Origin of the sequence: Actinomadura chibensis NBRC 106107 (assembly GCF_001552135.1) — a bacterium.
Lineage (GTDB): Bacteria > Actinomycetota > Actinomycetes > Streptosporangiales > Streptosporangiaceae > Spirillospora > Spirillospora chibensis.
Genome location: NZ_BCQP01000017.1, coordinates 142,968 through 164,089, shown reverse-complemented (window position 1 = coordinate 164,089; position 21,122 = coordinate 142,968). Strand labels below are relative to the sequence as shown.

18 protein-coding genes are annotated in these 21,122 nt (G+C 70.4%); 8 read left to right on the top strand and 10 right to left on the bottom strand.

From position 1 onward, the window contains the following. Positions 1 to 159: 159 nt before the first annotated feature. A complete protein-coding gene (gene guaA / locus ACH01S_RS11160) occupies positions 160 to 1,728 on the top strand; it encodes a glutamine-hydrolyzing GMP synthase (protein ID WP_174564869.1) in 1,569 nt (522 codons plus the stop codon). Positions 1,729 to 1,775: 47 nt separating this feature from the next. On the opposite strand, the gene ahpD is transcribed toward guaA, so the two are convergent. The 5 genes from ahpD to ACH01S_RS11135 all read right to left on the bottom strand — a co-directional run bounded on the left by ahpD (position 1,776) and on the right by ACH01S_RS11135 (position 4,679). Next, a complete protein-coding gene (ahpD, locus tag ACH01S_RS11155; protein ID WP_067888956.1) occupies positions 1,776 to 2,318 on the bottom strand; it encodes an alkylhydroperoxidase, AhpD family in 543 nt (180 codons plus the stop codon). Between the two features lie 111 nt (positions 2,319 to 2,429). Further along, the gene (locus ACH01S_RS11150) at positions 2,430 to 2,990 is read right to left on the bottom strand and encodes a peroxiredoxin (protein WP_067888954.1); all 561 of its coding nucleotides are present in this window, start codon (positions 2,988 to 2,990) and stop codon (positions 2,430 to 2,432) included. A gap of 351 nt (positions 2,991 to 3,341) precedes the next feature. Beyond that, a complete protein-coding gene (locus ACH01S_RS11145) occupies positions 3,342 to 3,824 on the bottom strand; it encodes an RICIN domain-containing protein (RefSeq protein WP_067888951.1) in 483 nt (160 codons plus the stop codon). 130 nt (positions 3,825 to 3,954) lie between these two features. Continuing rightward, positions 3,955 to 4,425, bottom strand: a complete 471-nt coding sequence (locus ACH01S_RS46745) for an ATP-binding protein (RefSeq protein WP_370671564.1) — start codon at positions 4,423 to 4,425, stop codon at positions 3,955 to 3,957. Next, positions 4,422 to 4,679, bottom strand: a complete 258-nt coding sequence (locus tag ACH01S_RS11135) for a hypothetical protein (RefSeq protein WP_067888945.1) — start codon at positions 4,677 to 4,679, stop codon at positions 4,422 to 4,424. Before ACH01S_RS11135 ends, ACH01S_RS46745 begins: the two co-directional genes overlap by 4 nt. A gap of 224 nt (positions 4,680 to 4,903) precedes the next feature. On the opposite strand from ACH01S_RS11135, the gene ACH01S_RS11130 reads away from it, so the two are divergent. From ACH01S_RS11130 to ACH01S_RS11105, 7 genes are all read left to right on the top strand, one after another. Further along, the gene (locus ACH01S_RS11130; protein WP_148344090.1) at positions 4,904 to 5,638 is read left to right on the top strand and encodes a DUF5753 domain-containing protein; all 735 of its coding nucleotides are present in this window, start codon (positions 4,904 to 4,906) and stop codon (positions 5,636 to 5,638) included. Further along, the gene (locus ACH01S_RS42005) at positions 5,616 to 5,804 is read left to right on the top strand and encodes a DUF397 domain-containing protein (protein ID WP_083980556.1); all 189 of its coding nucleotides are present in this window, start codon (positions 5,616 to 5,618) and stop codon (positions 5,802 to 5,804) included. The genes ACH01S_RS11130 and ACH01S_RS42005 overlap by 23 nt, the downstream gene beginning before the upstream one ends. A 24-nt stretch (positions 5,805 to 5,828) precedes the next feature. Beyond that, positions 5,829 to 6,020, top strand: a complete 192-nt coding sequence (locus ACH01S_RS11125; RefSeq protein ID WP_067888939.1) for a DUF397 domain-containing protein — start codon at positions 5,829 to 5,831, stop codon at positions 6,018 to 6,020. 89 nt (positions 6,021 to 6,109) lie between these two features. Next, the gene (locus ACH01S_RS11120) at positions 6,110 to 7,033 is read left to right on the top strand and encodes a hydrogen peroxide-inducible genes activator (RefSeq protein WP_246236435.1); all 924 of its coding nucleotides are present in this window, start codon (positions 6,110 to 6,112) and stop codon (positions 7,031 to 7,033) included. 151 nt (positions 7,034 to 7,184) lie between these two features. Continuing rightward, positions 7,185 to 10,631, top strand: a complete 3,447-nt coding sequence (locus ACH01S_RS11115) for a bifunctional glycosyltransferase/CDP-glycerol:glycerophosphate glycerophosphotransferase (RefSeq protein ID WP_067888934.1) — start codon at positions 7,185 to 7,187, stop codon at positions 10,629 to 10,631. A gap of 23 nt (positions 10,632 to 10,654) precedes the next feature. Beyond that, a complete protein-coding gene (locus tag ACH01S_RS11110) occupies positions 10,655 to 14,227 on the top strand; it encodes a bifunctional glycosyltransferase/CDP-glycerol:glycerophosphate glycerophosphotransferase (RefSeq protein ID WP_067888931.1) in 3,573 nt (1,190 codons plus the stop codon). Positions 14,228 to 14,269: 42 nt separating this feature from the next. Next, positions 14,270 to 15,481, top strand: a complete 1,212-nt coding sequence (locus tag ACH01S_RS11105) for a serpin family protein (RefSeq protein ID WP_067888928.1) — start codon at positions 14,270 to 14,272, stop codon at positions 15,479 to 15,481. A 4-nt stretch (positions 15,482 to 15,485) separates the two neighbouring features. On the opposite strand, the gene ACH01S_RS11100 is transcribed toward ACH01S_RS11105, so the two are convergent. The 5 genes from ACH01S_RS11100 to ACH01S_RS11080 form a co-directional block, all read right to left on the bottom strand. Beyond that, complete coding sequence (locus ACH01S_RS11100) at positions 15,486 to 16,187, bottom strand: class I SAM-dependent methyltransferase (protein ID WP_067888925.1); 702 nt, start codon at positions 16,185 to 16,187, stop codon at positions 15,486 to 15,488. 109 nt (positions 16,188 to 16,296) lie between these two features. Beyond that, positions 16,297 to 17,148 (bottom strand): SRPBCC family protein, encoded by an 852-nt coding sequence (locus ACH01S_RS11095; RefSeq protein ID WP_067888922.1) that lies wholly within the window; start codon positions 17,146 to 17,148, stop codon positions 16,297 to 16,299. 117 nt (positions 17,149 to 17,265) lie between these two features. Beyond that, positions 17,266 to 18,123, bottom strand: coding sequence for an FAD binding domain-containing protein (locus ACH01S_RS11090; protein ID WP_067888919.1), 858 nt, complete (start codon positions 18,121 to 18,123; stop codon positions 17,266 to 17,268). Beyond that, the gene (locus tag ACH01S_RS11085) at positions 18,120 to 20,531 is read right to left on the bottom strand and encodes a xanthine dehydrogenase family protein molybdopterin-binding subunit (RefSeq protein WP_370671563.1); all 2,412 of its coding nucleotides are present in this window, start codon (positions 20,529 to 20,531) and stop codon (positions 18,120 to 18,122) included. Before ACH01S_RS11085 ends, ACH01S_RS11090 begins: the two co-directional genes overlap by 4 nt. Positions 20,532 to 20,604: 73 nt before the next feature. After that, the gene (locus tag ACH01S_RS11080; RefSeq protein ID WP_067888914.1) at positions 20,605 to 21,096 is read right to left on the bottom strand and encodes a (2Fe-2S)-binding protein; all 492 of its coding nucleotides are present in this window, start codon (positions 21,094 to 21,096) and stop codon (positions 20,605 to 20,607) included. Positions 21,097 to 21,122: the final 26 nt, after the last annotated feature.

Here is a 21,122-nt window from a genome sequence, read left to right as displayed (position 1 = left end):
GATGCCGACCGTTATAGGACGATCGCACCATGTGATGGTCTCGTCCGAGACGTGCTCATGGTCCGCCCCGCCCGCCCCGACCGGGACGGGCGGGGTCGGCGCAGGCCGGGGGCCCGTAGACTGGGGGAATCGTTCCGGCCCGTGCGAAAGGCGTTCTTGGTGGCCGCAGACCAGTCCTTCGACACCGTTCTCGTCGTCGACTTCGGCGCGCAGTACGCGCAGCTCATCGCCCGGCGCGTCCGCGAGTGCCATGTGTACAGCGAGATCGTGCCGTCCACGATGACGGCGGCGGAGATGCTCGCCAAGCGGCCGAAGGCCATCATCCTGTCCGGCGGGCCGTCGTCGGTATATGAAGAGGGCGCCCCCGTCGCACCGGACGGGCTGTTCGACCTGGGCGTCCCCACGTTCGGCATCTGCTACGGGCACCAGGTGATGGCGCAGGCCCTGGGCGGGACGGTCGAGAACTCGAATGTCGCCGAGTTCGGTGGGGCGACCGTAGCCGTGACGTCCCCCGGCATGCTGTTCGCGGGGTTGCCGCATGAGCAGGCGGTGTGGATGTCCCACCGCGACTTCGTGAGCCAGGCGCCGTCCGGCTTCACGGTCACCGCCAGTACGGACGTCACCCCGGTCGCGGGCATGGAAGACATCGAACGTGGGTTCTTCGGTGTCCAGTTCCACCCCGAGGTGATGCACACCGAGCACGGCATGGAGTTGCTGCGCCGGTTCCTGTACGAAGGGGCGGGCTGCCGTCCCAACTGGACGATGGTCAACATCGCGGACGAGTCGATCGAGGCCGTCCGGCGGCAGGTCGGGCAGAAGCGGGCGATCTGCGCGCTGTCCGGCGGGGTCGACTCGGCGGTCGCCGCCGCGCTCGTCCAGCGGGCCATCGGCGACCAGCTGACCTGCGTGTTCGTCGACCACGGGCTGCTGCGCAAGGGCGAGCCCGAGCAGGTCGAAAAGGACTTCGTTGCCGCGACCGGGGTGAACCTGCACGTCGTGGACGCGCAGGAGCGCTTCCTCGCCGCCCTCGACGGCGTCGCCGACCCCGAGCAGAAGCGCAAGATCATCGGCCGCGAGTTCATCCGGGTCTTCGAGGAGGCGGCCCGCCAGGTCGTCGGCGAGGACGCGGCGGAGCCGGTGGAGTTCCTCGTCCAGGGCACCCTCTACCCCGACGTCGTCGAGTCGGGCGGCGGTACGGGCGCGGCCAACATCAAGTCGCACCACAACGTCGGAGGTCTTCCGGACGACCTCCAGTTCCAGTTGGTGGAGCCGCTGCGCACGCTCTTCAAGGACGAGGTCCGCGCGCTCGGTGAGCAGCTCGGTTTGCCGTCCGAAATCGTCTGGCGGCAGCCTTTCCCTGGGCCGGGCCTCGGGATCCGCATCGTCGGCGCCGTCACCAGGGAGCGCCTCGACATCCTGCGCGACGCCGACTTCATCGCCAGGACCGAGCTGAGCAACGCCGGTCTCGACCGTGACATCTGGCAGTTCCCGGTGGTCCTGCTTGCGGACGTCCGTTCCGTAGGGGTCCAGGGCGACAGCCGCACCTACGGCCACCCCATCGTGCTGCGTCCGGTGACCAGCGAGGACGCGATGACCGCCGACTGGGCGAAGCTCCCCTACGACCTGCTCCAGCGCATCTCCACCCGCATCACCAACGAGGTGAGGGAGATCAACCGGGTCACGGTGGACATCACGTCCAAGCCCCCGGGCACCATCGAGTGGGAATGACGGCATGAAAAAGGCCCGGACATCGTCCGGGCCTTAGCCTTCCGTCGTCAGACGGTGGCCGGGGCCAGCGCGGCCTCCGCGTCGAGCGTCGCGGCGGCGGCGTTCACCACGGCGGCTATGCGCAGCGCCTCCTGCACGTGCTCACGGGACAGGCCCGCCTCCCGGACGACCTTCTCGTGCGACTCCAGGCAGCGTCCGCACCCGTTCACGGCGGACACGGCGAGGCACCACAGCTCGAAGTCGGTCTTGTCCACGCCGGGCCGCCCGATGATGGACATGCGCAGCTTCGCAGGAAGGGTCGCGTACGTCTCGTCACCGATCAGGTGGGTGGCGCGGTAGTAGACGTTGTTCATGGCCATGATGGACGCGGCGCCCTTCGCGGCCTCGAACGCCTCGGCGGACAGGTGGTCGCCCGCCTCCTCGGCCAGTTCCCTGATGACGACCGTGCTTCGGGTGGCGAGCGCGCTGGCCAGGACGGCGCCCCACAGCTGCTGGTCGGTGAGCTGCGAGGTGGACGTCACCGAGCCCAGGTTGAGCTTGGTGTCCTTCGCGTATCCCGGGAGGGCGCTCTTCAGCGCGTCAACGCTCATTCTCATGCGTCCTTTCCAAGCGGATCCGTGCGGATCCGGGTGCTTGCGTGCGAACGGCCGGTCGCGCGCCCGCGCAACCGGCCGCCGTCCGTTCGGGTGGGTGGGGGCCCGTCAGGCTCCGGCACCGGCGAGCAGTTTGGTGGCGTCGAGCGTGTCCTCGCCCTTGTTCCAGTTGCAGGGGCACAGCTCGTCGCTCTGCAGCGCGTCCAGGACCCGCAGGACCTCCTTGACGTTCCGGCCCACGGAACCGGCCGTCACCATGGAGAACTGGATCTCGTTGTTGGGGTCGACGATGAACGTCGCGCGCTGGGCCACGCCGTCCGCGGTGAGGATGCCGAGCGACTCGCACAGCTCGCGCTTGACGTCGGCCATCATCGGGAACGGGATCTCGCGCAGGTCCGGGTGGTCCTTGCGCCAGGCGAAGTGGACGAACTCGTTGTCGACGGACGCGCCGAGCACCTGGGCGTCGCGGTCGGCGAAGTCCTCGTTCAGCCGTCCGAACTCGGCGATCTCGGTCGGACAGACGAACGTGAAGTCCTTGGGCCAGAAGAACACGACGCGCCACTTGCCCTCGTAGGACTTGTGGTGGATCGTCTCGAACGCGTTCTCGGGGTCGAGCGAGACGCAGGCGGTGAGCTCGTACTCGGGGAACTGGTCACCGACAGTAAGCACGCATGCTCCTTCGTCATGAGTTGAGGGGCGCCTCCGCAGGTGAGGCGCGCGAAAGCCGCGTTTGCTCCGAGCGGCTGATGTCACTCAGCGTGCCTCGACCCGGCTGAAAAGAGAAATCGATATGTCTCATCCAAGCGATAGGCAACGCCTATCAATGGCGTGCGCGACGCTGTGACCAGGGATGAGACCGAGTCATGACCGAAGGGCGCGGTTCGGTGGGTAGATGCAAATCACATTGATACGCCCAAAACGGACTTCGATGTCCGTGGCGGGCAAGTGTAGCGGCTCGCACGGTGACGCGGTATAGGGCGGCACGGCCATGGTCGTGCCGCCCTTCGGCCCGGGGATGGGTCAGTCGATGACCGGGATGATGTCCCACAGTTGGCCGTGCTCGGCGCCCGCGGGCTCCAGCACGGCCCTGTCCTCGTCCTGGGTCCAGACCAGGTTCCGGCCGGGCAGCCCGATGATGTACCGGCCCTGGGCGACCCGCCGCAGGGACCAGGTCGTCGTTCCTTCGTGGAGGCCGACCAGCCGACCGTCCCGCACGACCGCGCGGTTGTCCGAACCCACGTTGACGATGGTGTACGCGTTCTCCGTCCCGGTGATGCGCCAGACCTCGTGGTCGCCCGCGTGCTCGCGGTCGACGACTATCGGTGTGGGCGCGGCGGGGTTGATCCCGGGGAAGTTCTTCGCCGACTCGCCCTCGTCGGCGTTCACGATCCGGTAGGTCTGCGGGGCGCGGGCCAGGGCGTCCGGGCAGCCCATGGCCAGGGTGCTCACCAGGATGAGGGCGGCGGTCAGGAGTCTTCCGGCGGTGCGTACGGTGGCGCGCATGATCGTCCTCCAGTTCTGAGCGGAGATGCGTCACCGCCTGACATTACCCTCTGTATTTCGATCATGACTCTCAGTTTGCATAGCTGGCCGAGGCCCGCGCCGCCGCGAGGACGCGCCGCACCCACGTCCCCTAGGGCGAGACTCCGTTTTCGTGGGGCGGGTCTATGTCGAGTACGGCCCACACGCATTTTCCGTCGTGTTCTGGGCGGCAGCCGTAATACTTGGACAGGGAGGCAATGATGCCTAGGCCCCACCCCCCTGGGTCGGACGCGTTATCCGGAATGCGTTGGGTCGGCATGCTCAGGTCTGGGGCGGACGTCTTCGGTCTTTCCGGGGACGTGTCCCAGACCCCGATACGCAGACCCTCCTCCACGAGGGCCATGCGGAGACTGATCGGTGCATTCGGTGTGGCGCGGACGGCGTTCGTCAGCAATTCCGACGCGATCAGGACCGCGTCGTCCACCGTGCCCTGGGGGAGCTCCCATTGGAGGGTCTGCGCCTCCACGATGAGACGTCCTTGCCGTATGACGTCGGGTGTCGCCAGGAACCCGCGACGGAGTGCCAGGGGCCCGGCGGACGTCCCCTCGACCAGGGCCCTCACCACCCGCTCTCCCGTGCCAGGGCGTCCTGCTCGGCCATGAGGCCGCCCAGCGTGAACAGGTCGCCCGCGGTGAGCGTGGCGACCAGACGGCTGTCACGCATCCGGATGGACTCGGGGTTGCGGAGGTGCACCGTCCACAGGCCGTTCTCGTGGGCCTGATAAGGCTCCGCCCATCGCCCGCGCGGCGGCCCGACGGCCGGAAGGGGGTCCGATTCGTCTATGAAGTCATCCTTGCGGAATTTGTCGATGCCCATTCCGTGATCGCCTCTGCCATCGGTCATTTCTGTGATTTCGCGCAACAGATTGACGGCGACGACTTATGGTTGTCATCATTGCCGCGGACATCAGAAAAACGAGGAAGTGCGGAGGTGCCCCGACCGTGGTCCGCCCATCCCCCGACCCGCACGAGTCCATCCATGGCTTCTTGGCTTACTACCTACGGTTCCTGCGCACTCGGCACAACGCGACCCAGGCCGACGTGGCGAAGATCCTGAGCTGTTCGATCGGCCAGGTTTCCAAGTACGAGTCAGGCGACAAGCAGCTCGGCACGAACGAATGCAAGGCCCTGGACGCCGCCTGGAACACCGGCGGCGTCTTCAAGATCTGGCTCGGCTACGCCAAGCTCGGCATCGACGCCAACGCCCCGTCCCGGCTCCTGCGCTACCAGCGCAAGGCGATCGAGCACTGCATCTACTCCGCCAACGTGGTCCCGCTCCCGTTGCAGACGGAGGACTACACCAGGAGCTTGTTGGAGGCCGGGTACTCGGCCGGGCTCATCACGGACCTCGAGAAGACCCTCGCCCTGCGCATGGAGCTTCAGGACGCGATCCTGGACGGCCAGCCCGACATCTGGATCGTGATCGACCAGATAGCCCTGCGGCAGATGGCAAGTCCCCAGGTCATGGCCGCGCAGCGGGCCTGGCTGGTCGAGATGGGCAAGTTGCTTCACATCTCCGTCCGTATACTTCCGCTGTCGGCTGCGCCGCATACAGGCGTGGATGGTTCGTATTGGTCCTTCGTACTGCCAGGTCGGCGCATGGCGGCTTATTCCGGCAACGCGCTGGGAGTGGGCCGAGTCATCGACGACCAAGCGGAGGCTATCGGCGTGATGTCGCGCTTCCAGCGACTCGCGGCGCGCGCCTGGAACGAGGACCAGTCGCGTGAACTCCTAGAGCGAATGGGCGAGTCCTATGACGGCATGGCGCAAGAGTAGCTACAGCCAGTCTCACGGAACCTCTGACTGCGTGGAGTTGGCTGACTTGTCGCGGGGTATCGGTGTCCGTGACAGCAAGAACCCCTCCGCGCCTCACCTGGTGCTGAGTCGGGAAGGTCTTGCCGCGCTCCTCGGAAAGATCAAGGGCGAGGGGCAGTCGCGCTGATTCCAAAATAGGTGGGTGTGAAGCATGGCGGTCTGGCGCAAAAGTAGTTACAGCGGCGGTCACGGAGCCGAGGACTGCGTGGAGTTGGCTGAGCTGGCGCGGGGGGTCGGTGTTCGGGACAGCAAGGACCCTGAGGGGCTGCCCTTGATCGTGAGCCGGGAGCAGTTGGCCGCGTTGGTCGTCCAGATCAAGAACGGCGGCTTCGCCACCTCCTGAGCGTCCGCCCGTGGTGGGTTGGGGTGGTGTGGGGGGTGCGAAGGGGTGTGGGTAAAGTCGCTGGTGGGATGGTTAACAGTAGACCTACGGTGGCGCAGTTGCGGGCGTTTGTGGCGCTCGCGGAGCATCTGCATTTTCGGGATGCGGCCGCCGCGCTGCGGATCAGTCAGCCCGCGCTGTCCGGGGCCGTCGCCTCGTTGGAGGAGTGCGTCCGCGCGCGGCTCGTGGAGCGGACGACGCGGAAGGTCCTGCTGACGCCCGCCGGGGAGCGGGTCGCGCGGCGGGCGGAGGTCGTGCTCGCCGAACTCGACCGGCTGGTGGACGAGGTCAACGCGGTGCGGGGCCCGCTTGTCGGGCCGTTGCGGGTGGGTGTGATTCCGACCGTCGCGCCGTATCTGCTGCCCGTGGTGCTGCCTAGGCTCGCCAAGGAGTTCCCGGATCTGGAGCTTTCGGTGCGTGAGGAGCGGACCGATCCGATCGTCGCGGAGCTTCTTGCCGGGCGGCTCGACGTTGTTGTGCTTGCGTTGCCTACGCCTGCGGCCGGGGTTACCGAGTTGGCTCTCTATGACGAGGACTTCGTGCTCGTCGCGCCCGCCGACTTCGACCTCGGCGACCTGGAGCGGCCGGACGGCGTGCACCGGGAGGCGCTGTCGCGGCTGGACGTCCTGCTGCTCAACGAGGGCCACTGCCTGCGCGACCAGGCCCTCGACGTGTGCCGGGACGTCGGCGCCCGTCCGGCGGCGGCCACGTACGCCACGAGCCTCGCCACGCTGGTGCAGCTCGTGTCGGGCGGGCTCGGGGTGACGCTCGTCCCGGAGACGGCGCTGCCGGTCGAGACGCGCCGCGCCCCCCACCTGGGGCTGCACCGGTTCGCCTCGCCCGCGCCGTTCCGGCGGATCGGGCTCGGCTTCCGGTCGGCGTCGCCGCGCGCGGACGAGTTCGGGACGCTCGCCGCCAGCATCCGGACCGCCGTCGCGGAGGCGGGGCTCGCGGAGGGCGTCCGTCCCGCCTGAGCCCGGTTTTTCGGACCGCGCGGACGTTCAGCGGCCGGTAAAGCGCGGCCATGCAGGGTCAAGTCTGTGTCAGAGGACGGCCTGGCAATCGCGATGCGCTTTCGGGTGACCGCATCGCGTCACCATGCTCGTGGGGCGAGGAGGAGGCCCCATGTCCCCGAAGCTCAGCGTCGTGGTCCCGTTCCACAACACGGAGGAGTTCTTTCAGGAATGCCTGGAGTCCCTGGCGGGGCAGACGCTGCGCGACCTTGAGGTCATCCTGGTGGACGACGGTTCCACCGACAACGGCGCGGTTCTCGCCAAGGAGATGTGTGCGCGGGACCCCCGTTTCCGGCTCGTCACGCGGGACAACGAGGGGCCGGGCCCAGCGCGCAATGCCGGAGTGCGTCAGGCGAAGGGGGAGTACCTCGCTTTCGCGGACGCCGACGACGTCGTGGAACGCGACGCCTACGCGCGGATGGTCGGATCGCTGGAGCGGACGGGGTCCGACATGGCGTCGGGCAACGTCCACCGCATGGACGCCGACCGGACGTGGCAGTCGCACCTGCACGACCGCGTTTTCACGGACTCGTGTTCGCGGACGCACGTGTCGTCCAAGCCGCTGCTCATGCGCGACCGGACGCCGTGGAACAAGGTGTACCGGCGCGAGTTCTGGGACCGCAACGCCCTGGAGTTCCCCAGGGGCTACTACGAGGACCCGCCCGTCACGATGCGCGCCCATGCGCTGGCGCGTTCCGTAGACCTGCTTAGCGAGGTCGTCTACTTCTGGCGCAAGCGGCCCGGGTCGATTACCGAAGACCGCTACGACTGGGACAACATCACCCAGCGTCTTGCGTCCGCGCGTGCGTTGCGTGAGGGGATGGCGGAGTACGCGCCCCGGCTGCTTAACGCCTATGACGAGCACGCCCTCGTCCCCATCGAATTGCGTGTGCTGTTCGAGGCCCTGCCTAGGACGGACGACGAGAACCGTGAAGAACTCGTCGAGATCGGAGCGAACCTCGCGCGGTGCGTCTCCCCGCGTGTGGTGAAGCGGTTCCCGGCCATCACGCGCCTGCAACTGCACCTGTTGTGCCGGGGGATGCTGCCCGAGCTGCTGGAGGTGCTGAGGTTCGCCCAGCTCAAGAAACCCGGGGACGCGCCGCGCGTACGGCGCGGCCTGCGGCGGCGCTGGTACGCGGAGTATCCGTTCTTCGAGGACGAGGAGCGGGCCGTCCCCCGGCACGTGTACGACGTGACGGCCGAGCTGCGCCCGGTCGCGGCGATCGACCGGTCGGCCTGGGTGGACGGGCGCCTGCGCATCGAGGGCCACGCCTACATCCGGCACCTGGACTCCTCCACCGAGGACGGGTCGCGCATCCGGGTGTGGCTGCTGGCGTCGAACAGGCGGGGGCTGAAGCGCGTCCCGGTCACGCGGGTGCGCAGGCCGGACGTGACCGCGCGGTCGCGGCAGTCGGGGGTGTCCTACGACTGGTCCGGGTTCGTCGCGGACATCGACCCGGCGTCGCTGCGGATGTACGGGCGCTGGCGGGACGTCGACTGGGTGCCGTGCGTCGAGATCGTCAACGGCGGGACGCGGCGGCGGGCGCGGTTCGGCAACCCCCGGCTGACTCACCTGCTGTGGCCGCGCGACCGGGAGTGCGCGCCGGGCGTCCGCGTCCAGGGCGTCGCGGGCCGGCACCGGTTCGTGCTCCAGGTCAGGCGGACGGCGGCGGCGATCACCGGCGGCCGGGTGGAGGACGGCGAGCTGTGGCTGGACGGCTGGAGCCGCGCCCCGCTGAGCGAGCGTCCCGAGATCATCGCCGCGCCGAAGGCCGGCCGGGGCGCGGTGACCGGCCCGATCGAGCCGGTCGGCGGCGGCGGCCGGTTCCGGGCCAGGCTGCCGCTGGACAGGCTGGCCCAGCGGCCCGGCGACTGGGACGTCACCCTCCCGGGCGGTATCAAGCCGCACCTGGACGAGGACGCCTCGGGCGCGGTCTTCGCCACTCCGAGCGGGAAAGTGGAATTGGCGAGGTCGCGGCGGAGCACCATGCGGATCGTCGTCCGGGAAAAGGTTCTGGTCGTCGACGAAGTGTCGTGGTCGCCGGACGGGGCGCTGCTTCTCGGCGGCTCGTGCGCCGATCCGCTGGAACGGCCGGAAGCGATGATCCTGCGGCGGCGGCGGTCGTCGGAGGAGCACACGGTCACCCTGCATTGGGCGGGCAGCCGGTTCGCCGCCAAATTCTCGCCCGCGCGCATGCGGGTGCTGGGACTGACGCGTCCGCTCGTCTCCGGCCGCTGGGACGCGGTCACCGCGATCGACGGCCGGGAACGGCCGGTCGTCATCAGGCGGCACACGCTCCGCGACCTTCCCGAGCCGTTCGAGGCGGGACTGCACATCGTCACGATCCGCGCGCAGCGGACCGACCAGTTGCAGTTCTGGGTCGAGACCGCGTTGGACGACGACGAGCGCGGCGCCTACGCGCAGAGCCGGATCCAGTCCGGCCATTACCGGCGGCACCGGAACCTGCCGGTCCGCGAACTCGCGGTGTTCGACGCGTACAAGGGACGGCAGTTCTCGTGCAATCCGCGCGGCATCTACGACGAGCTGCGGCGGCGCGGCACCGACCTCGAATGCGTGTGGGTCACCGAGAACGGCCAGTTCGGCAAGCCGGTCGGCGCGCGGACCGTGCTCGCCGGGACGCGGGAGCACTACGAGGCCCTCGCCCGCGCCCGCTACATCTTCGGCAACTGGTCGCAGCACGAATGGTTCGTGAAACGCGACGACCAGACGTACGTCCAGTGCTGGCACGGCACGCCGCTGAAGAAACTCGGCTACGACGTCAAGCAGATGCCGTACAAGCGGACCGAGGGCGTCGACTGGATGGAGTACGACGTCCCCCAATGGGATCTGCTCCTCTCGCAGAACGCGTTCTCCGTCCCGCTGTTCCGGCGCGCCTTCGGCTACAACGGCGAGATCCTCGTGAGCGGATATCCCCGTAATGACCTGCTGAGCAGCCCGCGGCGCGCGGAGATCGCGGCGGCGGTGCGGCAGCGGCTCGGCATTCCGGACGGGAAGAAGGTCGTCCTCTACGCGCCGACGTGGCGGGACGACTTCCACCACGCGATCGGCAAGCGCGCGTTCCGGCTCGAATTCGACCTCGACCGGTTCAGGGCGGCGCTCGGACACGACCACGTCCTGCTGCTGCGCACGCATTACCTCGTCACCGACAAGCCGAGGCTGCGGCCCGGCGACTGCGTCATCGACGCGTCCGTCTACCCCGACATCTCAGAACTGTTCCTGGTCAGCGACGTGCTCGTGACGGACTATTCGTCGGCCATGTTCGACTTCGCCGCCACCGGGCGGCCGATGGTGTTCTTCACCTACGACCTGGAGCGGTACCGCGACCACGTCCGCGGCTTCTATTTCGATTTCGAGGCGGAGGCCCCGGGGCCGCTGCTCAGCACCACGCAGGAGGTCGTCGACGCCCTGCGCGAGCCGGTCGCGCTCGACGCGGGATACCGCAACGCCCGCGCCGCCTTCGCCGCCCGGTACTGCCCGCACGACGACGGCCAGGCGGCCGCCCGCGTGCTGGACCGGGTCGTCCGGCCCGCCCACTGAAAGAACCCCATCACGGAGCCACAGTGTCACCTCAGCGCAACCCCGCCAAGATCAGCATCGTCGTCCCCTTCCGCGCTACCGGGGACCATTTCGAGGAATGCCTGGAATCGCTCGCCGGGCAGACGCTACGCGACGTCGAAGTGCTCCTGGTGGACGAGGAACCCGAAGACGGCGCGGACGTGGGCAACGCGGCCGTCGCGAAGGAGTTCGCCGAACGGGACGAGCGGTTCGCGCTTCTCCAGGCGTCCGGTGAACTGTCGGCCGCCGACACCGGAGTGGAGCAGGCGAAGGGCCGCTATCTCGCCTTCGTCGAAGGCGAGGACGCGCTTCCGCCCTACGCGTGCGAACTGATGGTCGGCACGCTGGAGAAGACCGGTTCCGACCTCGTCGGCGGGAACGTCATGTACGTGGACGGGAACCAGTCGCGCCCTTCCCCGCTGCACGCCGCGCCCTATGCCGCGACGATGAAATCGACGCACGTCACCCGCCACCCCGCCCTTCTCCAGGACAGGACGGTGTGCAACAAGGTCTTCCGCCGCGCGTTCTGGGACGCGCACCGCTTCGACCTCCCGGCGACGACCCATGACGCGCTCACCGCCGCGCAGGCGCAGGTTCTCGCCTCGGCGGTGGACGTCCTCGACACGACCGTCTACCACCGGCGGGACCGCACCGGAACGGCCACCCGCGCCCGGCACGACCCGGCGGACATCACCGAGCGGATGAGCCTCATCACGGCCGTCCGGAAATTCCTCGGCGACCACGCGCCGGAACTGCTTCCCTTCCACGACAGGTACGCGCTGGATCTGGACGTCCGCGCGCTGATCCTCGCCCTTCCCGAGGCCACCTGGCAGGAGCGCGAGCGCCTCGGCGAACTGGGCGCCGCGTATGTCGAGACCGCCGGTCGCCAGGCCGCCGCCGGACTGGCGTCGATCAGGCGGCTGGAGACCTATCTGCTCGGCGAGCGGATGCTGCCCGAACTGCTGGAGGTGGTCCGGTTCGAGGAGGCCGGTCTTCGGAACGTTCCGCTGGTGCGGCGGGGGCGGGTCCGGCAGCGCTGGTACGCCGAGTACCCGTTCTTCGAGGGCGCGAAGAATGACGGTGTGGAACGCGACATTCCCGCGGACGTGTACGACGTCACCGACGAGCTCCGCCTTTTCGCGGACGTCGACCGCGTCGAATGGGACGTCGACACCCTGATCGTCGAAGGGCACGCGCATTTCGACAGGTTCGACGCGTCCTCGGTGAGCGACTCGCGGATCCGCGTCTGGATGCGCGACGTGAAGACCGGCAAGGAGATCCGGCTTCCGGTGGAGCGGATCGCCTGCCCGGAGGCGACGATCCGGTCCGACCAGCCGTCCGTCTCCTACGACGAGTCCGGCTTCTCGGTCCGGGTGGAGCCCGAATACCTCCTGGACGGCGACGAATGGCGCACGGCCACCTACGAATTGTTCGCCGAGGTGGCGGCGCAGGGGCGCAAGGCCGTCCAGCGGCTGCCCGCGACCGCTCCGGCCGTGCGCTGGACGGCCGCCCGCCAGGTGGACGAGCACGTCGCCGTCCAGCCCGCGGCGGGGGACGACGACGTGTTCGTCGTCCACGTGAAGCGGGCCAAGGCCGTCGTCACCCGTGTCCGGCGGGACGGCGACGTACTGGAACTGTCCGGATGGACGCGAAGGGCACTCGGCACCGGGGCCGCCGTCGTCGCGGCGCGGCGGCACGGCGGCGGCGGTGCCGAGGTTCGCGGTGAGGTGACGGTGCGCCAGTCGTCCGTGCTGCGCATGGCGGGCGGCACCGGATTCGACTTCACCGCCACGCTTCCCATGAAGTCCCTCGTCTCCGTGCCGGGCGATGCCGGGAGTCCAGGACGTCCGCATCTGCGCGACCTCATCGACTGGGACATCAGGCTCACCGGTGAGGGCGGGCCGATGCGCCTGACCGTCGCCAGCAACGTCGCCGCCGTGCGTTACCTCCTCCCAGGGGGCGGACGTGAATTCGCGTTGACCCGCACCGCTTTCGGCAACCTGCGTGGGGTCGAGCGCAGCGTCCGTCCCGTCGTGACCAAGGCGGAGTGGGACGAGCAAGGGCTCCTCACCCTCTCCGGTGACTTCGCCTGCCCCAAGACCAAGCCGGACTACTTCGTCCTGCGCCGCCGCCGGTCCGGGGACGAGCACCGCGTGCCCGTCACCTGGGACGGCCTCCGCTTCACCGCCGCCTTCACCCCGGCGACGATGACCGTGTTCGGGACCGACCTCCCCCTGAGCACCGGAACGTGGGACGTGCTGGCGCGCGCGCAGACCGGCGAGGTGTCGGTCGTGGTCGAACGCGAGAAAATCCCCAACCTTCCTGAGTGGCACCGTGCCGGGACACACGAATTCGACGTCGGCGTCCACCAGAAGGACGCGCTGTTCCTGCGCAGCCGTCCCGGGCTCGACGAGGACGAGCGCGGTGCGCGCGCCCAGGTGCTCCTCCAGCAGCACGACTATCCGGTGTACCTGCGGAGCCCGATCGCCGACGTCGCGGTGTTCGACAGCCACGGCGGTACGCAGTACAACTGCAACCCCAAGGCCGTCTACGAAGAACTGATGCGCCGCAAGCCCGAACTGGAATGCGTGTGGGTCTCCCAGGACGGACAGTTCGCCGTGGACGGGAAGGCCAGGACCGTCCTGTCCGGAAGCCGTGAGCACTACCGGGCCCTCGCCCGCGCGCGCTACGTCGTCACCAACCACGGGCTGCCGCCGTGGTGCGCCAAGCGCGAGGGGCAGACGTTCGTCCAGACGTGGCACGGCACACCGCTGAAGCGTCTCGGCTACGACCTCAGGGACATGCCCTACCGGCGGACGGAGCGGTTCGACCTGGTGGAGCAGGAGGTGGCGCGGTGGGACGTGCTGCTGTCCCCGAGCCCGTTCGCCACCCAGACCATGCGGCGCGCGTTCAGGTACGAGGGCGAAGTCCTGGAAACCGGATATCCGCGCAACGACGTGCTCAGCACGCCCGAATGGGAGAGCGTCGGCGGCGAGATCCGCAAGCGCCTGGGGATCCCGGACGGGAAGAAGGTCGTCCTCTACGCGCCGACCTGGCGGGACGACCGGTTCCACGCGCCCGGCGTGCAGGGCTTCTCCCTTGAACTCGACATCCGCACGATGCGGGACGTCCTAGGCGACGACCATGTGCTGCTCATCCGGGCACACCATTTCGTCACCGATCGGGAGCGTCACGCAGGGGACGGGTTCGTCATCGACGTGTCCCGTTACCCCGACATCGCCGAGCTGTACATGGCGTCGGACGTCCTGGTCACGGACTACTCGTCCGCCATGGTCGACTACGCCGTGCTCGGCCGTCCGATCGTCGTGTACGCCTACGACCTGGAGCGCTACCGCGACCATGTCCGCGGCCTCTACCTCGACCTGGAGACCGACGCGCCCGGACCGCTCGTGACCACCTCGGCGGACGTCGCCGAGGCCGTCCGCGAGGCCCCGGACGGCGAAGACCGGTACGCCGACGTCTACGACCGCTTCTTCGTGAAGTACTGCCCGCACGACGACGGGCAGGCGTCGTCGCGGGTCGTCGACCACGTCTTCGGCGATGTCCTCGGCGGGTGACCGCTTTGACACGCGCCGGGGCGTTCCCCAACCATCGGGAGGATGGCTTCCGGAACCGCGACCGGTGATCTCGTCCGCGCGTCCAACGCCCTGACCGCCCGCTGGGCGCGGGACGCCTGCGACGGCACGACGACCGTGCTGTCCGGGGCGGGGGCGTGGCCGCTGCTCGCGTTCCTCGCCGCCGCCGCGCGCGAGCCCGGGCGCGGCGAGCTTCAGCGGGCCGTCGGCGTCGACGCCACCGGGGCGGAGCGGCACGCGCGCGACCTCCTCGCCCTCCTCGCGGGCGGCACGGCCGCGACCGCCGCGCTCGGCGTGTGGACGCTGGCCGACCTGCCCGTCGAGCAATGGTGGCGCGATGCCGTCCCGGCCGAGGCGCGCGGGGAGCTGACCGGCGACCCGGCCGCCGACCAAGCCCGGCTGGACGAATGGGTCGCGCGGAACACCGCCGGGCGGCTGACCGCGATGCCGGTCGAGGTGCGCGACGACACCGGCCTCGTCCTCGCCACCGCGCTGAGCATCGCCACGCGCTGGCGGGAGCCGTTCGAGGACGTGCCGCTCGTCCCGCGGGACGGCCCGTGGGCGGGGCGCGACCGCCCGGCGGCGGGACTGTTCGCCAGCACGGCGGAGGTCGACCGGCTGGCCTTGGCGGAGGCCACTCCGGCGGGTCCGGTCACGCTCCTCGCCGTGCCCGGCGAGGACGACGTCGACGTGATCCTCTGCCTGGGCGAGGAGGGACGACCGGCGGGCGAGGTCGTCGCGGGCGCCCTGGCCGCCGCGGACGGGCGGCACGGACTCCGCCAGGGCGCCGGGCTGCTGTCGAAGCCGGAGGCGGCGCCCGGCCTGCGCGTCCGGACGGTCGCCGCGTTCCAGCCCGGCACCAGGCTCGACGTCACCGCCGCGCGCTTCGACGTCGCCGCCTCGCACGACCTGCTCGCCCGCGCCGGGCTGTTCGGGCTGGCCACCGTCTCGACCCCGGACCCGCGCGGCCACCTCCCCGGGATCAGCCCGGCGCCGCTGGCGGTCGCGCAGGCCGTCCAGGACGTCAACGCCGCGTTCAGCGCCGAGGGGTTCCGGGCCGCCGCCGTCACGGCGATGTCCGCGGCGGTCATGGGCGCGCCGATGGCGGAGGCGCGGGCGCTGGACGTGCGCTTCGACCGGCCGTTCGGGTTCTTCGCCCGGCACCGTCCGAGCGGGCTCGTCCTGCTCGCGGGATGGGTGGCCGAGCCGCGGGACTGGCCGGACGGCACCGGCTGACCGGTCAGCCGGGGCGGCGGGCCCGCGCGAACAGGCGCGTTCCCGGCCAGCCGCACAGCGGCGGGCACCGTTCCAGCACGGCCGCCAGCCGCAGTGCCTCGTTGACCAGCGGATGCAGCGGCGCGAGGTCCTCCCGCCGCGCCGTGCGGTGCCTGCGCAGCCGCAGGACGGGACGCAGCAGCACCCCCCGGCTCCACACCCGCTCCACCACCAGCCCGGCGCCCTCGACCAGGTCGACCAGCGCGCGGCGCGAGTACCGGCGGACGCGGCCGAGCGCCACGTCGTGCGCCGACCACAGCGCCATGTCGCAGGCGACCGACACGAGCGCCGTGCCGCCGGGGCGCAGCACGCGGGCGATCTCGGCGGCGGCGCGCCCGTCGTCCTCGACGTGCTCCAGGACGTCCAGCGCGAGCGCCAGGTCGTACGCCTCGGGCGGAAGCGGCAGGTAGCACGCGTCGCCCTGGTACGCCTCCACGCCGTGCGCGCGGGCCAGCTCCACGGCCGCCGGGCTCAGGTCGATCGCCGTGGCGTCCCAGCCGTGCTCGGCGAGGACCCGGCAGGCCGTCCCGGCGGCCGCGCCGATGTCGACGGCCGTCCCCGGCACGCTGAACCGGAGCAGCTCGGCGGACAGCGCCTCGCGGCGCGTCCGGTACCACCAGTTGCCGTCCTCGATCCGCGCGATCCGGCGGAGCTCGATGGTGTCCACGGGACAAGCCGACGGCACGCGCGGCGGCGCGGGCCACCGACGCCGCCGTCCGGCGGCGGATCGTTGACCCGCGCTTTCCGTTCTCTTCGGCCGCCCTCCCGGCCGGGCGTCAGCGCCTGCCGCGCCGCCCGCCGCGCCGCCTGCGCACCAGGAACCGGACGGCCAGCAGCAGCGCGACGAGCCCGCCGACCGCGGGCACCGCCCGCTTGGCGACCGAGGGGCCCGCGACCTCCAGCAGGTCGATCGCGTCGTCGTCGCGGGCGACGCGCAGCGGACGCTCCGGCCTCCGCTCCACCGGGGCGGCGGGTTCGGGTTCGGGCTCGCGCTCCGGCGGCGTGATGTCGGAGACGGGGGCGAGGGTCTCCGCGGTGGCCGGGCCCGGCTTGTCCGCGGGCTTCTCCGCAGGCTCCTCCGCCGGGGCCTCCGCGACCGGGGAGGGCGCCTCGGGCGCGGCCTCCGGCGGGGCCTCGGCCTCCGGCGGGGCCTCGGGCGCGGGCGCGGTCTCCGCCTCGCCGGACGACTCCAGCTCCTCCGCCAGCGCCTTCGCGAACCGCGCGATGACCTTGGAGCCGACCTCGGACAGGATGTTGCGGCCGAACTGGGCCGGCCGCCCCGTCACGTTCAGCTTCGTGTGGACGGTCACGCGGGTCGTGCCGTCCTCGTCCTCGTGCAGCTTCGCCTGGACGGTCGCCGCCGCCGTCCCCGAGCCGCGGGCCTCCTTCGCGGACGCCTCCAGCGTCACCGTCCGGGACGACTCGTCCGCCGACACGATCCGCGCCGCGCCGCGGTAGGTGATGGTCATCGCGCCGACCTTCACCTTCATCCGGCCCTTGTACTCCTCGCCCTCGACCGAGTCGAGGGTCGCGCCCGGCATGCACGTCGCGACGCGCTCCACGTCGAGCAGCACCGACCAGGCACGCTCCACCGGTACGGGGACGGCGAAATCGTGGTCGAGCTCCATGATCGTTGTCCTTATCGTCCGGAGAACTTGCCCGTCCCGTGACCTTACGGCGGTGGCCGGGCAGCCCGCCAGTCGGGGCCGGGCACCCGAACGGGTACCCGGCCACGCGACGTGCAATCAGGCGGCGGCGGCCGCCGCGAGCGCCCGCGCGGTCAGCACCGTCGCGAGGTGCGACCGGTACTCCGACGACCCGTGCAGGTCGGACGGCGGTTCCGTCCCTTCGGCGGCGCGCCCGCCCGCGGACCGGAATGAATCATCCGAAATCGGACGGCCGCGGACGGCCTCCTCCACCGCGCCGGCCCGGACGGGCGCCGGGCCCATGTTGGTCAGCGCGACGCGGGCCTCCGCGACCGCGTCCCCCTCGCGGCGCACCGCGCACGCGACGCCGACGATCGCCCACGCCTGCGCCGTCCGGTGGAACTTCTCGTAGTGGACGCCCCAGCCGGGCCCGAGCTTCGGCACGCGGACGCCGACGAGCAGCTCGTCCGGCTCCATCGCGGACGTCATCCAGTCGACGAAGAACTCCGCCGCCGGGATCTCCCGCTCGCCGCGCGGGGACCGGACGAGCAGGACCGCGTCCAGCGCCAGCGCGACGGCCGGGAGGTCGCCCGCCGGGTCGGCGTGCGCCAGCGACCCGCCGAACGTCCCGCGGTGCCGGACGGCCGGGTCCGCGACGGTCTCGGTCGCGCGCGCCACCAGCGGCAGGTGCGCGCGGACGAGCGGGTCGCGGATCACCTGGTGGTGGGTGGCCATCGCGCCGATGACCACGGCGTCGCCGTCGTCGCGGATCTCGCGGAGCGCCGCGATCCGGCCGAGGTCGATCAGCGCGTCCGGGATCGCGAGCCGCAGCCGCAGCAGCGGCATGAGGCTCTGCCCTCCGGCGAGGACCTTCGCGTCCTCGCCCGCGTCGGCCAGCGCCCGGACGGCCTCGTCCACCGAGCGGGGGCGCGCGTAGTCGAACGCGGCGGGGATCACTGCGCACCTCCGGCGGATCCGAGGCCGCCGCCCGCGCCGGGCTCGGCGGTGTCCGGTTTCCGCTCGGCGCGGAGGGCGCGCCAGACGCGCTCGGGCGAGCACGGCATCGGCACGTCCTTCACGCCGTAGGGGCGCAGCGCGTCCACGACCGCGTTGACGACGGCCGGGGTGGACGCGATCGTGCCCGCCTCGCCGACGCCCTTCACGCCCATCGGGTTGGACGTCGCGGCCGTCTCCGTCCGGTCGGTGGTGAACTCCGGCAGGTCCGCGGCGGACGGGACGAGGTAGTCCGCCATGGTGGTCGTGGTCAAGTTCCCCTCCTCGTCGTACACGGCCTCCTCGAAGAGGGCCTGCGCGATGCCCTGCGCCAGGCCGCCGTGCACCTGCCCCTCGACGATGAGCGGATTGACGACCTTCCCAACGTCGTCCACGGCCACGTACTTGCGGATTTTCACCATTCCCGTCTCGGTGTCGACTTCGGTGGCGCACAGGTGCGTTCCGTGTGGGAAGGAGAAGTTGTCCGGGTCGAATGTGGCCTCTGAGTCGAGGGAGGGCTCGATACCCTCTGGCAGGTCGTGCGCCGTCCATGCGGCGAGCACGACCTCCTGGATCGTTTTGCCCTCCTGCTGGACGCCGCGCACGCTGAACCGTCCGTCGGAGAACTCCAGGTCCTGTTCGGCGGCCTCCAGCAGATGCGCCGCCACCTTCCGCGCCTTGTCGACGACCTTCTCGCACGCCGAGTAGAGCGCGACCCCGCCGACCGTGAGCGAACGCGACCCGTAGGTATCCATTCCCCTCGGCGAAATGGCGGTGTCGCCGTGCAGGACCCGCACGTCCTCGAACGGGACACCGAGCCTGTCCGCGGTGATCTGCGCCCAGGCCGTCTCGTGGCCCTGCCCATGCGCGGACGAACCCGTCACCACCTCGACCTTGCCGGACGGCAGTACGCGCACCGACGCGTGCTCCCAGCCGCCCGCCCCGTACGACAGCGAACCGAGGACACGGGACGGGGCCAGCCCGCACATCTCCGTGAACGTCGACACCCCGATGCCGAGCTGGACCGGGTCGTTCCTTTCACGGCGCTCGGCCTGCTCCGCGCGGAGCTTGTCGTACTGGAAGAGCTCCAGGGCCTTGTCCGTCGCCGCCTCGTAATTGCCCGAGTCGTAGGTGAGCCCCGCGATCGTGTCGTACGGGAATTCGTCGTGCGCGATCCAGTTGCGCCGCCGTACCTCGATGGGGTCGAGGTCCAGTTCGGCGGCCAATTCGTCCATGATGCGCTCGACGGCGTAGGTCGCTTCTGGACGGCCCGCACCCCGATAGGCGTCCGTCGGCGTTTTCGTGGTGAAGACGCCCGTACAGGTGAACGAGTACGCGTCCATCTTGTAGATGCCGTTGAACATGAACGCGCCCAGCAACGGGATGCCCGGCGTGACGAGCATCAGGTACGCGCCCATGTCGGCCAGCAGATCCACCTTGAATCCGCGGATTCGTCCGTCGCGCTCTGCGGCGAGCGTGAGCCGCTGTATCTGGTCGCGCCCGTGGTGGACGGTCATGTTGCCTTCGCTGCGCGACTCCGTCCATTTCACGGGACGTCCCAGCCGCCGCGCCAGCAGAAGCGCGAGAACCTCTTCGCCGTACACCTGGAGCTTGGAGCCGAACCCGCCGCCGACGTCCGGCGCGACGACCCGGATGCGGTGCTCCGCGATTCCGGTGACGGTCGCCAGCATCAGCCGGAGAATGTGCGGGATCTGCGTGGCGGAGTACAGCGTGAAATCGTCCGCCTCCGGCACGCACAGGACCGACCGCGGCTCCATCGCGGACGGGATCAGCCGCTGCTGCACGTACTCGCGTTCGATGACGACCGGCGCGTCCCTGAGCGCGGCGTCGATGTCGCCGTTCTCGAAGACCCACGTGTAGGACTTGTTGGTCCCGAGGTCCTCGTGGACGAGGTCGGCCCCGTCCGCGACGGCCTCCTTCATGTCGACGACCGGCGGCAGCGGCTCGTAGTCGACGTCGATCTCCTCCAGCGCGTCGGCCGCCGCGTACTTGTCGCGGGCCACCACGCACGCCACCGGCTCGCCGACGTACCGGACTTCGCTCACCGCCATCGGCGGGTGGTCCGGATGCTTCATGTCCTCGGTCACGACCCACGCGCAGGGCAGCGAGCCCTGTTCCTCGGCGAAGTCCGCGCCGCTGAACACCGCGACGACGCCGGGGCTCCGCGCCGCCTCCGACGTGTCCACCCGGGTGATCCGCGCGTGCGCGAACGGGCTGCGCAGGAACGCCACGTGCAGCGTCCCGGCCGGGGCGAGGTTGTCGGTCCAGCGGGTCTGGCCGGTGATGAGCCGCGCGTCCTCCGACCGTTTGCGCGGAGACCCGACCTCCGCCCTGCCCTCCTGCACAGTCACGACCTCCTCCTTTCCTGGGGGGCGACCCCCAGACCCCCGGCGGGGTGACGCCATGATCCTCGCTTCGCTCCGGTCACGGCGTCACCTCCCGCTCCGCCGGTTCCCGCATTTCCTTGGCGGCGCGCCGGACGGCCTTGACGATGTTCTGGTAGCCGGTGCACCGGCAGAGGTTGCCCTCAAGCCCCTCCCTGACCTCGTCGTCGGACGGGTCGGGGTTCTCCCGCAGCAGATCCAGCGATGCCATGATCATGCCGGGCGTGCAGTAGCCGCACTGGAGCGCGTGCTCCTCGTGGAAGGCGCGCTGCATCGGGTGCGTCGTCCCGTCGATGCCGAGGCCCTCGACGGTCGTGACGTCGCCGCCGTCCGCCTGGACGGCGAGCACGGAGCAGCTCTTGACGCTCTCGCCGTCCAGCAGGACGGTGCAGGCTCCGCAGTTGCTGGTGTCGCACCCGACCGGGGTTCCGACCTTGCCCAGCCGTTCGCGCAGATAGTGGACCAGTAGGAGGCGAGGTTCGACGTCGTCCTCGTACGTCGCGCCGTCGACCTCGACACGGATACGTGGCATGCGTTTCTCCCAGGGACGTCTCGGGG

Bases quoted from the DNA above. Each gene is read 5' to 3' on its own strand.
- ahpD (WP_067888956.1), bottom strand. From the start codon at position 2,318: ATGAGCGTTGACGCGCTGAAGAGCGCCCTCCCGGGATACGCGAAGGAC.
- ACH01S_RS11105 (WP_067888928.1), top strand. From the start codon at position 14,270: ATGGCTTCCGGAACCGCGACCGGTGATCTCGTCCGCGCGTCCAACGCC.
- ACH01S_RS11145 (WP_067888951.1), bottom strand. From the start codon at position 3,824: ATGCGCGCCACCGTACGCACCGCCGGAAGACTCCTGACCGCCGCCCTC.
- ACH01S_RS11135 (WP_067888945.1), bottom strand. From the start codon at position 4,679: ATGGGCATCGACAAATTCCGCAAGGATGACTTCATAGACGAATCGGAC.
- ACH01S_RS11115 (WP_067888934.1), top strand. From the start codon at position 7,185: ATGTCCCCGAAGCTCAGCGTCGTGGTCCCGTTCCACAACACGGAGGAG.
- ACH01S_RS11125 (WP_067888939.1), top strand. From the start codon at position 5,829: ATGGCGGTCTGGCGCAAAAGTAGTTACAGCGGCGGTCACGGAGCCGAG.
- ACH01S_RS42005 (WP_083980556.1), top strand. From the start codon at position 5,616: ATGACGGCATGGCGCAAGAGTAGCTACAGCCAGTCTCACGGAACCTCT.
- ACH01S_RS11080 (WP_067888914.1), bottom strand. From the start codon at position 21,096: ATGCCACGTATCCGTGTCGAGGTCGACGGCGCGACGTACGAGGACGAC.
- ACH01S_RS11095 (WP_067888922.1), bottom strand. From the start codon at position 17,148: ATGGAGCTCGACCACGATTTCGCCGTCCCCGTACCGGTGGAGCGTGCC.